The following is a 13443-nucleotide window of genomic DNA, read 5'->3' as shown; positions in this document are numbered from 1 at the left end:
TGAAATTTTAGCAATAATAACCTAAACAAAATATAAAATGGCATTACAAACAAATACAACAATAAAAATAGGCGAAACGGTAATTACAAATTTCAGCCATTTACAAATTAATCAGGAAATACACGATCACCATACGTTTTCACTTGAGGTGAGACATGATTTGTTGGTAAGCGAATTTGAAAGTGTCATGCCAGTATCGCAAAAACTTAGCGGAGAAAAAATAAGCATAGAAATAAAAGCAATTCCGGACTTAGATGATCTTATGGTGATTACGAATCCTAAAGATTATATCATGCAGTTTTACGGAATTGTAACGAAAGTAACAATGCGAAAATCACGTTATATGGATATGGAAGAAACCATAATAATACAGGGTTTTAGCGAGTCAATTATTTTAGACAGCGGTCCTGAGTCACATTCTTTTACAAAAATGACTATGGCTGATATTGTAAATAAAGTAAAATCTGATTATGATATCAATATGGAAGTAAATCCTTTTTATAAGAATGTTTTGGCCTATACAGTTCAGTACAACGAAAGTGATTTTCAATTTCTAAACCGTTTGGCAATGCGCTACGGGCAATGGTTTTTTTATGATGGGCGTATGATGATTTTTGGAGGCCCGGGTGGTGGAGTACAGCCTAAACTGACCTACGGAATTAACATGCATGATTTTAGTTATGATATTAAGTTGTCTCCTGCATTATTTAAAGTCATGGAAAATGATAATAGAAAAGGCGAATATTCTATTAATAATACAATGGACTATAGCAGAGAAGTTGCGGGGTTTCATCAGGGTTTTATAAATAAGTCTAATCAGGTTTTTAGCAAAGAAACCCTAATTCAGCTCAATCACAATGCCGTAGGTGGTTACGGTGACAGTTCGTCAGAAGAATATGCTAAAAACAAAATGCGTGCGGCGATAAGCAGTATGATGGAAGTTGAAGCCTCAAGCGAAGTTCCCGGTGTAACTGTTGGGAGCAACGTACTTATAAATGGTGTAGATACACAGCAGGAAGGCATTTATCGAATTACCAGAGTAACCCATACTTGCGATAATGGCGGTGGTTATGAAAACCATTTTACAGCAGTAAACTTTAGTGGTGCAGTTTTTTCACCAAAAACAAATCCAGACTTGATTCCGTATTGCGAAAGCCAGACTGCAGTAGTAGTGTCAAATAATGATCCTGATGGTTTGGGCGGACTAAAGGTAAAAATGTCATGGCAGGAAGCAAAAGGCGAAACAACACCTTTTATACCAATGGTTCAACCCCACGGAGGAGGGGGAAAAGGGTTTTATTTTATTCCCGAAGTAGGTGAAAAAGTATTTGTAGATTTTCAGGCAGGCAATGCAGAAATGCCGGTTGTGGTAGGAACAATGTCGAACAGAAAAAGCAACAGTGGATATCATTCGCCAAACAATGACATTAAAGGTATCAGAACCCGAAGCGGAATTGAAACCCTAAGCAATGATGCAAAAGGAAGCTGGAAAGTAAGTACACCAGACGGTAATTTTATTTTACTCGATGGAAGTGGGAATATAGTGAATAACGCTGTGACAAATATGACAAATACTGTTGGAGCAGAAATGGCCATAAATGTTGGCTCAAAGGATGGTGCTCCGCCACAGGCTAGTCTTAATCTGAATAATGAAGGTAAGATTGTTATAGATGCTAAACAAACTTTTGATCTTACAGCAGTAACCAGTATAACTCTTAAAGTTGGAAATAGTAGTATTACTATGAAAACAGATGAAATTCTACTTAACAGTACCAAGATTACAATTACAGGTACAACAGACGCATCAATTAGTGGAAGTGGAGATGCAAAGGCAATATTTAATGGAACAACAACTATCGATGGATCTCAGGTTTTTATAAAATAAAAATTTTAAAGAGATTTAATGGAGAAATATTGATGACTAATTATAAAACATTAAAAAAATAATGGCATTTGAAATATACGAAGTGGTAAAAGAAGAAAAAATAGCCGAAGTAGCAAAAAAATTTAAAACAACAATTGAAGAGATCAAACGGCTAAACCCTGATGTACGCTATTTTACAGCATTTTTTGGACCTGAATATATTAGCGCATTGCAGGATATAAAGGTACCTTACATAGAAGGCGCAATTAAAAAAGAAGAAAAGGTTTGCCTTTTATAAGTGAATCATTGGCAGCGCAGGCAGCAGAAGTTATTGGTAATAATAACCAAACTGAAATGGGTATCTCTGCTGTAGTTGGCGCCTTTAGTGGTTTTATGTTTGGTTTTGGTTTTGGATGGGGTGCACTTGCACAATTTGTTGTATGGACAGGTGTAGGTCATTATGTTATAAGTCCGGCAGTTAATCTATTTGGAGATACGACAGGAAGTGTATTAGGAAATGATACCTATGATGAAATAAAAAATAATTCCTATAAATCTCCTGAATGGTGGGAAAACCCTAATGAAGATGTACAAGGAATAAGCCCAAATGATAATTATGATCTTCATGAGGGCCTGCAAGATGCACAAGGTTTAATTCAATTAAAAAAACTAATGATGCAAAATGGAGCTGATAAAAATGATATTGCTCAAATCAATGAAGCTATAAAAGCAGCTCAAAATAATGGAGGTTCTCTTGCAGCAGATAACAACCCTCTAATGAGAGAAATATTAATAAAAATAAAGAATGGTGAGTTTGGCCCCGGAGTAAAAGACATTTATACAAACAGGGATGGAAACATGCGTGGAATGAATACAGAAGCAAATGCCAGAGAAGCTATTAGTTCTAAGGAAACTAGTATTAAGAATAATAGGATGGTAGGGTTAAAAGGAGCTGGAGCTGCAATTCAACTTTTGCAGCCATTCATTTGTGCCTTTATTGGTGAAAGAGCTATAAGATTAGGCGCCGAAATATTTGATCAAGATACTGGTAATTCTATTTCTGTAAAAGCAATGGATTATTGATAACCAGTTTTCTTATAATTCTGTCATTGGAGGATGCAAAGGCGATATTTAATGGAACAACAACTATCGATGGATCTCAGGTTTTTATAAAGTAAAATTTTAAAGAGATTTATTGATGACTAACTATAAATATTAAAATAATGTCATTTGAAATATACAAAGTAGTAAAAGAAGAAAAAATTGCCGAAGTAGCAGCAAAATTTGAAACAACAGTTGAAGAGATCAAACGGCTAAACCCCGATGTACGGTATTTTACAGCGTTTTTTGGACCTGAATATATTAGTGCCCTGCAGGATGTGAGAGTTCCCGCAAGAGAAATCGCAATAAAAGAATTGACCGAAGATACTCAATTGGTGGTAGGTAATCTGTCTTTTACAAATGAGGCCAGATATCGATGTGAGCAAACGGTAGTTACAAAAATTAACGGTATTGTTCAAAATCATGCCGATACTAAAACCGAATTTATAGTAGGTAAACAAGAAACTAAAGATGGACTTTTTATAAAGATACAAATGACAGATAATATACTGCAAATGTATCCGGATCAAATGGAGGAAACCATTACGCTTGTTAATGACATTGAAAATGTAAAAAGTGACGCCATTTTTCTGGTAAACCCAAATACAGGAAAAATAAGAAAAGTGATTAATCATCATGAAATTATTTTTAAATGGAAAAAACACCGCGAATATCTCCAGGATAAGTATGCTTTTATACGATCTAAAGAGAACAAAGAAAATCTTGAAAAATTTATAGAAATGGCAGGAGACCAAATACTTGCAGAGCAAAATTTGATTTTAGATTATGAAAGCAAACTCTTTCATCAGATTTTTTTTGATAAATATCTTGTAACAAATCAGGATTTACTTGAGCCGTATAAAAAAACATTTTACTCTCAATTATTTACCGGACTTTCTGTGCCTCTTGAGTTTAGGCAGGATTTGATTTCAGAACAAGAACATACTATTGGAGTACGAAAAGTAGGCGATATGCCAAAAAATTATGACCATAGTAAACTGGAACAAATGTATAATGACAAGTTTCTGCCCTTAATAAAATACAAATTCTCTGAATTTAATTTTAGTTACAGACAGCGGGATGTTATTAACACCACCGATAAATGGATTGAAAGCGCTGATGTTACAATGATTGAACAAGTAAAAAACAATATACAAATCCTAATAGATTATAAACTTAAAAAAATAGAATTATAATGGCACAATCATTTGTACCCCAAGGAACATCGGTAATTTGTACTTTGATGACCTGTGGAGCTCCGCAAGAAATAGGAATTACCAGAACAGCCTATACGATACATACTAAAAAAGGACAGCCGCTGCTTAATATTAACGATAAAAAGTTATCTGCAGCATTTAAATGCAAGCAGCCTGCAAAATTTTGGGGAGGACTACAGGCACTTTGTTTGGGTATAGCACTTGCCGCCGCAGTGGTTCTCACCGGAGGACTTGCAGCAACAGTTATTATTGCAGCTTGTGTAGTATCAATTGCAGCAGGCTCAACCTCTATATATAAGATGGCACACGATTGTGATGTTATTTCTTCTTCGGGTTGGTTATTGCCGCATGAAACGGTTTATATTGAAAATGCCAAAGCATTATTAAATCAATCTCAAATAAGCTGTAGTAAAGGAGGACTCATTAATATTATAATGGATCCTGTGATAGCCAAGGAAGCAGCTGAAAAAATAAGTAATAATAATACCAAAGAAGCACTGGCACAAATGGGTTCTATGTTTGCCATTGGGTTTATTAGCGTATATACAGCAGGGGCTACTTTTGCAACTGCCGCTGCTTTTGTTTCAGTAGCCATGTATACCCCCGGAGAATGGATAGGAGAAAACACACCTAATCCTGTAGCAGGAAACCTGGCATCAAATGCAGCGACAGATCTTGCATCTACGGCTGCTACAAAAGGCGGCTCTGGTGTAATAAAGGATGTAGCAGTAGGAGTTGGAGAAAACGTAGCAAACAATAGTATACAAAATATGACTAAAGGTGCTGCACAATATGGCGTAGGAGTAGCAACCGAATCTGTAGAGATGAGCTTAGAAGGCGCCATAAGATATACCATAGGCAAAAACAGATTTAAATTTTCTATGGATAAGGTGGGAGTGGGAGGCTTAGTTGCCAATATTTTAATTGGAACAGCTTCAGACTATTATGAGAATCATTTAGCTGGAGAAACTATAGATGCTAGTGATAAATTTAATATAAAAGATCAATCAAATGGAATAAATGTAATTGCACAAACAGCCAACATATGAAGAAAGTATTAAACTATTTTATAGGTATTATAACAGCGTTAGCGGTCGTTGCAATTCTAAATGGTATTGTTAATTATTTTTTTCTTTGGGAAAATAATGGCGATAAATATTACAAACAATATATCAAAGAATCTAAGCAAATAAAAATTAGAGTGGATGAAAAATATTTTGATGAAAAAATTAGTCATACTAGTTACTTAAAATACATTATCTTCTTTAAGGGAGTAATGGGGGGTAGTAGAGATTATATGTTTGTTGATAGCTATACACATAGATATTTTAAAATTATGCGTTTTGATCTTTCTGATCAACGAATTGTTTCAAACCAAAATACTTTAATATCGGGAAAGGAATTATATGTTATTGTAAATATTGATGAATTTAATAATCCTAGGTATGGCAGTATTACCAATCCCATCCACATTTTCAGCTATAAAGGAGTTGCTAAACCAATACAAATATGGTGGGGTGGAGAAAATCGTGAGACAATTTATAAAAGCATTGAGCCTACTAAAGAAGAATATGAATATAATGTTATCAATTATCTCACTTATGTAATGCCAGCAAAAGAGTTTAAAGAACGTTTTGAGAAATAGGTGATAGCCATGCAAGCTAATAATACAGTAAAAGGCTTAAACGCAACTGTAACAGTCTATATAGGAAAAGTCTCGAAGGAGCTTTTGGATATGCTGTGGGAAAAGCAAATTTGAATTCCCAATTGACGACGATATTTAATAATATTTAAGCATGAAAAAAAAGATTAAAAATATGCTGTACTGGATATTAATAATTGGAGCGTTATATTTTAGTTACAAGCTAACACATCAAAATAAAAATGATGTCGACAAATATTACAAACAGTATATGCATTCAATAATTAAAACTAAAACATTTGTTGTTAAGCATATTGTTAAAGATAATTTAGAGGATGCTATGAAGGATAATATAGGTTCCAATTATGAAAGTTATAAAAAAGGAAGTATCGGTTATAAAGGTTTGTTTGGAAAAATTTACTCTTATACTTTTTTAGATTCAATTTCTAAAAAATATTACAGAATTTATATAATAGATGATACGAAAGGTATTAAGAGTTCTTGTCTAAAAAGTCAAATTGAGAATAGGCAAATATTTGTTTTTGTCAATAAAGATGATTTAGCAAATTTCAAATACGGAACAAAAGAAAATCCTGTGCCAGTGTTTAATTACAAGGGAATTGAAAAACCTCTTATTATATCAGTTGGTAATGATAATCATATGTCGTTAGAGCCAACCCAGCAAGAATACGAACATAATGTGATCACCTATTTAACCTATATAATGCCCAAAGAAGAATTTGAAAGAAGATTTGGGAAGTGATAGTGCTACAAAGAAAAAAGCTTAGAGGGCGCCATAAGATATACCATAGGAAAAGGCAGATTTAAATTTCCAATTGATAAACCGGGTTTAGGCGGTATGTTAGTTAATATTATTATAGGAACTATATCTGATAATTATGAGAATGCTTTAGCTGATACTACCCAAAAAGCTAATAGAGATTTTAATGAAAAAGATGCATCAAATGGAATTAATGTTATAGCATTGACAAAATAAACATGAAGAAAACAGCAAATTTTTTTACAGTTATATTAACAATGCTATTAATTGTAGGATGTCTTAATGGAATTATTAATTATTTTTTTCTTTGGGAAAATAATGGAGAGAAATATTATAAGCAATACATAAAAAGTTCTAAGCAACTTAAAGTTAAAGTAGATGAAAAATATTTTGTTCAAAAGTTTGGTTATACACATTATCTCAAGTATACTATATATTATAAAGGTATAACAGGAAGTAGTGAAGATGAAACATTTGAAGACAGCTATACCCATAAATATTTTAAAATTATGCGTTTTGATTTAAAAGATCAGTCAATTGCAGCAGGACAAACTTCCCAGATAAGAGGAAAAGAACTTTATGTAATGGTAAATAATGAAGAAATAAATAATCCGGCTTATGGCACACTGACCAACCCAATACACGTTTTCTATTATAAAGGAGTTGACAAGCCAATTCAAAAATGGTGGTTTTCGAGAGCAGAAAATAAAACTGTTATGAAAGCATTGAGCCTACACAGCAGGAATATGAGTATAATGTAATTCAGTACCTAACGTATGTAATGTCTGGAAAAGAATTTAAAGAAAAGTTTGAAAAGTAGGTGATAATAAACACCAATATAAGTAATAATACGAATTATTGCGAAAAAAAGCCGAATGAAATTTTCATCCGGCCTTACTTTTTAAAAATTAATTCGTGCCAATTCGTGCCAAAAAAATTTATTTCACAATCAGTTTCTTCGTCACATTAAATTCATTCGAATTAATATTCACAATATAAATTCCAGAAGCTAAATGATGATTAATTTGGCCAGAAGTCGAAAGCCGTTCTGTTAAAACAGTTCTTCCGTTCATGTCTGAAACTGTGATAGAAACTACATCTCCAGCTTGTAATTCAGGAAGTAAGACATGAAATTCATTATTAGTAGCTGGGTTAGGATAAATCCCGATGACAGTTTCAGTTGAAACATCATCAATTTTTAAAGCAGATTTTCCGGTTCCAACGGTTGTTGGTTCCAATTGCCATTGTGCACTAAACCATCCATCTTGCGAATTTCCGTACTGAGCAGAACCCGTTTGGTTTTCAATATGAATAATATTTCCGGACTGCCATCTGTTTCTCAATCTGGTCCATGTTCCATCAATATAATCGCCAGACCATTGTGCGCTCCAAAAAGTCGTATCCGTAATATTACACTGAACATTTCCTGTTTGTCCTTCAATATTAATTAATTCACCAGTGGCTGCATTTTTAAGAACGAAATAATTAGCATCAACAGCAATTTTTTGCCATTTGTAGCTATTACCAGAAATTGAAGTTCCGTAACCAACATTGGCACCTGCATCAGATAAATAAGCTCCAGTCCATCTGTTTTTTATGGTGTAGTAATTTCCTGTTGCAGTAGAAACTGTTACTGCGCAAGTACTTGTTTTACTTCCGTCAACGGTTGTAACGGTTATTGTTGCCGTTCCATTTGCAACTGCTGTAATTAATCCTGTTGCATTTACGGTTGCTACAGCAGTGTTGCTTGAGCTGTAGGTAACGTTTTTGTTTGTTGCGTTTGCAGGAAGAACTGTTGGTGTCAATTGTTGCGTTCCTCCAACTGCTAGTGAAGCAGAAGCTGGATTCAAACTTACACTTGTTACTGCAACATTTGTTGCGTTTACCGTTACCGCACAAGTTGCTGTTTTTGCACCATCCTGTGTGGTTATAGTGATCGTTGCAGAACCTGCTGCAATTGCAGTTATTAATCCGGTGGCGTTTACAGTTGCTATCGCCGTATTGCCTGAACTATAAGAAACCGTTTTGTTGGTTGCTGTTGCAGGTGCAACCGTAGGCGTTAATTGTTGCGTTGCCCCAACTAATAATGTGGAAGCTGTTGGTGATAGAGTAACTCCGGTAACGGCAACAACAGTTCCAGGGTTCGAATCATACCAAGTGTTGTTCATGTACCAGCCTGTTTTGTTTCGGCTTAAATCAGCAGTTTGACTGGTTCCGTCATTAAAAATTAAACTTGTTGATGTTACATTGGTGAAGGTATAACTGTACCAGCCATTTCCGGCATTAGTCATATTAACTCCCGGCCAGGTTGCATTTGCTAAAACTCCTGTTGGTAAAGCACTCCAATAATAAATTTTTATTCCGGTTCCCCAGTTTGATGGTTTATAGAAATAAACAGTAAAATTAGTATTTGGGTTTACCGTAATTGTTGCTGTTGCGGTTTTATTTCCATCCTGAGTTGTTGCTGTAATTGTTGCTGTTCCTGCTGCAACAGCTGTTATAAGTCCACTAGAATTTACTGTTGCAATCGCTGTATTACTAGAACTCCACGTTACATTTTTGTTTGTTGCATTTGCAGGTGAAATTGTTGCAGTCAACTGTTGCGTATTTCCGCCATATAAACTTGCAGCAGTCGGAGTAATACTTATAGAAGCAACCGGAATTGCAGCAACAGTTACTGTTGATGTTGCTGTTTTGCTTCCATCAACAGTTGTAGCCGTAATTGTAGTTGTTCCTGCCGCGACAGTAGTTACTAATCCATATGCGTTTACGGTTGCTACATTTGTATTGCTGGATGTCCACGTTACGTTTTGATTGGTTGCATTTGCCGGAGCAATTGTTGCAGAAAGCTGTTGTGTAGACCCTAAACCAACAGTTGCCGTTGTAGGATTAACAGAAACTCCTGTAACGGCTACCACCGGAGCATTTGTATTGGTTAGAACCAAATATTCGTAAGCGGCAAATGATCGTGTTGCGCCCGCAGTCAATGTTACGGATGCATTGTTATTGTATGGATTCACATAAGTTCCCGCCAAAGCAGCCGGAATTACATAAGATTTTGAAGCATTTCGTAAATTCGACATTACGATTACTTTTTCAGTGCCTAATGTTTTGGTAAAGATGCTGATATCATCATTAGCATACATCGTTAAATCTCCACGTCTGATAGCTGCGCTAGAAGTTCTGAAATTTAAAATCTTGGCAAAATCAGCAGCAGCTGTTGGATTTTGTGACCAGTTAAATTTAAAGCCTTGCCACGGCCAATCTGTCTTGGGTTCATAGTCAATTTCCTGTCCGCTCATTAAAAAGGGAACTCCTTTCATATAAGCCGAAACTAAAAAGTTTGCCACAATTCCGTTATGATTGTTGAAGATTACAAAAGGTCTTTGAACGCCATTATCATTCGTATACGTATCATGATTTCCGGTATAGCGAACCGCTTGGTTTGAACCTGTTGCATTTGCATATTCGTAATCATTGATAGTTTGAAAACGAGTCGAAACCGGACCGCCGGCAGCAACATCTTTCAAAGCATTCCAAAACCATCTGTCACCAAAGTTCATGTCAAAACCTGCCGTAAAATTGGCTTGTCTATCTCCTTCGGCTAACATTAATAATTTATGAGAAGAAATTCCGCGGATGTTTCCGATAACTTCAGACCAAAAATCTAATGGTGGATTATTGGCATAATCGCAACGGTAACCGTCGATATTTGCAGCTAAAATCCAGTAACGCATGGCATCTTTTATAGCCGCTCGTGTGCCACTATTGTTAAGGTCAAGCGCAGCGATATCTGAAAAATTTCCCAATTGCTGAATCGTGGTGCCGCTTCTCATATAATATTCAGGATGCGAAACTGTCCACGCATTATCCCAGGATGTTCCGTTGATGGCTATATCCAAAATAACGGCCATTCCGCGGCTGTGAGCACCATCGACTAGAGTTCTTAAGTCTGAAAGCGAACCATATTCTGATCCTATAGCTTTAAAATCTTTAATACAATAAGGAGAAGGCGAGCTTCTGGAATCGGTACCGTGTGGGTAAATAGGCATTAAATAAATAACATTGGTGCCGAGTGCTTTTATATTATCTAAACGGGCGGTTACTCCGGCTAAATTTCCGTTGGCACTAAACGGACGAATATGTACCTGATACATGTTTACATCTCGCGTATCGGGAACACCGGCAAATGGCGTACCGTACTGAGGCGGATCTTGTGCATAAACGGAACTTGCAAATAATAATAGAAAACAGATTATTGTTTTCGTGAAATGAAATAATCTAGTGGTAATTTTGATTTTCATAATTTCGGTTTTTGCATGCTTGTCAGCATCTTTAACTAAAATTCATTCTCACTCGCATTGGTTTTAAATTTGACAAACATTTTGTGGTTAATAGTTTTCAAGTAGTAAAATTTTTTATTTTTTTTTCGCCACGAATTGCACGAATTTCCTCGAATTAAGTTTGTTTTCTTAATCTTAAATAGATTAAAAAATTGGTATTAATTCGTGAAATTTCGTGACAAAAAGCTTTTAATTACATATGATTTATGTAACTTTTGTTTAGTTTTTTTGCCACGAATTTCACTAATCATCACTAATATTTTTAAGTAATATTAATTCGAGGAAATTCGTGCAATTCGTGGCGAAAACTTTTATAACTTTTTCAATCCCTTTAATTCTGTAGTATTTCCTTCTTTGATGCTAATGGCAACGCCTCCGCCTGGAGCCAAATACTGTCTTAAAATTGTTTTTGAGGTTACAACAACTTTAGTAACGGTATATTTTTGTGGGTTTTTGTCCCAATTTGCTTCTTTGGCATCGGCATAAATCGTGGCGATGAATTTTTTTCCGACAGGCAAATAATCAAATGTGATGTTAGCAGTTCTTGCATTTTCGTCTGTAATTCCTCCAACAAACCAAGAATCTTTCCCTTTGGCTTTACGCGCGATTGTGATGTAATCTCCAGGTTCAGCTTCGAGAACATAACTGTTATCCCAATCTACAGCCACATCCTTGATGAACTGAAATGCATCTGGGAAACGCTCGTAATTACCCGGAATATCTGCCGCCATTTGCAACGGACTGTACATAGTAACATAATACGCCAATTGTTTTACCAAAGTCGTATTGACACGCTGTGAACTTCCGGTTCCGTAATAAGATAAATCAGTTTGAAAGATTCCCGGAGTATAATCCATTGGTCCGCCCATTAATCTTGTAAAAGGTAAAATAGTGGTATGATCCGGCGCTAACCCACCCATCGATTCAAATTCCGTTCCGCGAGCAGATTCCTGAGCAATCCAGTTTGGGAAAGTTCGGTGCAAACCAGTTGGTCGAACCGCTTCGTGACTGTCAATCATAATTTTATAATCGGCAGCACGTTTGGCTACATTGATGTAATGATTTACCATCCATTGACCGTCATGATGTTCGCCACGCGGAATAATTTTTCCAACATAACCTGTTTTTACAGCATCATAACCATTGTCATTCATAAACTGAAAAGCACGGTCTAGACGACGCTCATAATTCGTTGCAGATCCGGAAGTTTCGTGGTGCATGATAATTTTAACTCCTTTAGAAGCCGCATATTCATGAACTGCTTTTACATCAAAATCCGGATAAGCGGTTACGTAATCAAAAACTTCTTCTTTCCAGTTGCCAATCCAGTCTTCCCAGCCAATATTCCATCCTTCGATCAGGATCGCATCGAAACCATTTTTTGAAGCAAAATCAATATATTCTTTGGCACGTTCTGTAGTTGCTCCGTGTTTTCCATTCGGTGTAAGCTTTGTGAAATCATCCGTTAATTTTACATTGTTTTCTTTTCCAAAAGCCCAGGTACTTTTTCCGGCAACGAAATATTCCCACCAAATCCCGATGTATTTTACCGGTTTGATCCATGAAACATCTTTATAGCTTGTAGGATCGTTGAGGTTCAGAATTAATTTTGAAGCCAAAATGTCTGTAGCTTTATCACTTACAACAATAGTTCTCCATGGCGATTGTGCATCTGTCTGCATATAACCTTTGTTTCCAACAGCATCTGGCGCCAAATGACTGCGCATTTTGTTGTTTGCAGCATCAACTTCAAGATACATAGCAGGATAATTGATCAAAGCGGCTTCGTGAATGTTGATATACAAACCATCATCCGATTTCATCATGGATGGCGTTTGAACAGACAATTCTTTTATTGGCCATTGTGCATTGATTTCAATTGTTGCTTTTTTCATCAGAGAAGGAATCTCAGAAATTTTTGATGTTGTATACGCATATTCATTGGTATCATAATCTCCCGGAATCCAGAAAATTTTATGATTTCCAGCCAGATTAAATTCAGAACGCTCTTCTTTAATTACAAAATAGCTTAGGTCGTTTTGCTTCGGAAATTCGTATCTAAATCCTAATCCGTCGTTGAATAAACGGAAACGAATTCTAATATATCTGTTGTTATTTTTCGCTTGCGCTAAAGTGACAACCAATTCGTTATAATGATTACGAATCGTTTTTTCTTCGCCTAAAACCGGATTCCAATTTTCATCAACTGAGGATTGTGCTGTATTTGTAACGGTAAAACCATCCAAAAACGAAGGCATATTTTGCAGTTCCAAACCCAAAGAACTTGGTTTTATAACGGCTTTTTGTTTATATGATAATTGGTAAGAAGGAATTCCGCCTTCTTTCAATTCAAATTTTAAGGAAAGATTTTTGTCCGGCGAATTGATTTCCTGTGCCTGAGCCCATAAGGAGTTTATACACACAAAAAGCAAAAGCGCTAGTTTTTTGCTCAAACGAATTTGAAACATTTTTTGGGATTGAAAATTCATGTTATT

The 13443-nt window shown here is 35.7% G+C and carries 11 protein-coding genes; 9 read left to right on the top strand and 2 right to left on the bottom strand.

All coding sequences use genetic code 11. The features are described 5' to 3' along the window. Nucleotides 1–37 precede the first annotated feature (37 nt). From JOD96_RS02670 to JOD96_RS02630, 9 genes are all read left to right on the top strand, one after another. Entirely contained in the window at nucleotides 38–1885 is a 1848-nt protein-coding gene (locus JOD96_RS02670) for a type VI secretion system Vgr family protein (RefSeq protein WP_209562728.1), read from the top strand. Nucleotides 1886–1946: 61 nt separating this feature from the next. Next, a complete protein-coding gene (locus JOD96_RS02665) occupies nucleotides 1947–2162 on the top strand; it encodes a LysM peptidoglycan-binding domain-containing protein (protein WP_209562727.1) in 216 nt (71 codons plus the stop codon). Next, the gene (locus JOD96_RS02660) at nucleotides 2150–2947 is read left to right on the top strand and encodes a hypothetical protein (RefSeq protein ID WP_209562726.1); all 798 of its coding nucleotides are present in this window, start codon (nucleotides 2150–2152) and stop codon (nucleotides 2945–2947) included. Before JOD96_RS02665 ends, JOD96_RS02660 begins: the two co-directional genes overlap by 13 nt. Before the next feature lie 140 nt (nucleotides 2948–3087). Next, a complete protein-coding gene (locus JOD96_RS02655) occupies nucleotides 3088–4161 on the top strand; it encodes a hypothetical protein (protein ID WP_209562725.1) in 1074 nt (357 codons plus the stop codon). After that, entirely contained in the window at nucleotides 4161–5231 is a 1071-nt protein-coding gene (locus tag JOD96_RS02650) for a PAAR-like protein (RefSeq protein WP_209562724.1), read from the top strand. Before JOD96_RS02655 ends, JOD96_RS02650 begins: the two co-directional genes overlap by 1 nt. Beyond that, a complete protein-coding gene (locus JOD96_RS02645; protein ID WP_209562723.1) occupies nucleotides 5228–5827 on the top strand; it encodes a hypothetical protein in 600 nt (199 codons plus the stop codon). The genes JOD96_RS02650 and JOD96_RS02645 overlap by 4 nt, the downstream gene beginning before the upstream one ends. 151 nt (nucleotides 5828–5978) lie before the next feature. Then, nucleotides 5979–6587 (top strand): hypothetical protein, encoded by a 609-nt coding sequence (locus JOD96_RS02640; protein WP_209562722.1) that lies wholly within the window; start codon nucleotides 5979–5981, stop codon nucleotides 6585–6587. 96 nt (nucleotides 6588–6683) lie between these two features. Then, a complete protein-coding gene (locus JOD96_RS02635) occupies nucleotides 6684–6821 on the top strand; it encodes a hypothetical protein (RefSeq protein ID WP_209562721.1) in 138 nt (45 codons plus the stop codon). A gap of 2 nt (nucleotides 6822–6823) precedes the next feature. Next, on the top strand, nucleotides 6824–7366 hold the full coding sequence (locus tag JOD96_RS02630) for a hypothetical protein (RefSeq protein ID WP_209562720.1): 543 nt from the start codon (nucleotides 6824–6826) through the stop codon (nucleotides 7364–7366). 177 nt (nucleotides 7367–7543) lie between these two features. On the opposite strand, the gene JOD96_RS02625 is transcribed toward JOD96_RS02630, so the two are convergent. Further along, the gene (locus JOD96_RS02625; protein ID WP_209562719.1) at nucleotides 7544–10909 is read right to left on the bottom strand and encodes an Ig-like domain-containing protein; all 3366 of its coding nucleotides are present in this window, start codon (nucleotides 10907–10909) and stop codon (nucleotides 7544–7546) included. Nucleotides 10910–11259: 350 nt separating this feature from the next. Continuing rightward, the gene (locus JOD96_RS02620) at nucleotides 11260–13437 is read right to left on the bottom strand and encodes a glycoside hydrolase family 97 protein (protein WP_209562718.1); all 2178 of its coding nucleotides are present in this window, start codon (nucleotides 13435–13437) and stop codon (nucleotides 11260–11262) included. Nucleotides 13438–13443 lie beyond the last annotated feature (6 nt).

This window comes from Flavobacterium sp. 1355 (genome assembly GCF_017833415.1).
Taxonomy (GTDB): domain Bacteria; phylum Bacteroidota; class Bacteroidia; order Flavobacteriales; family Flavobacteriaceae; genus Flavobacterium.
This window is presented reverse-complemented; position numbering and strand designations above follow the sequence as displayed.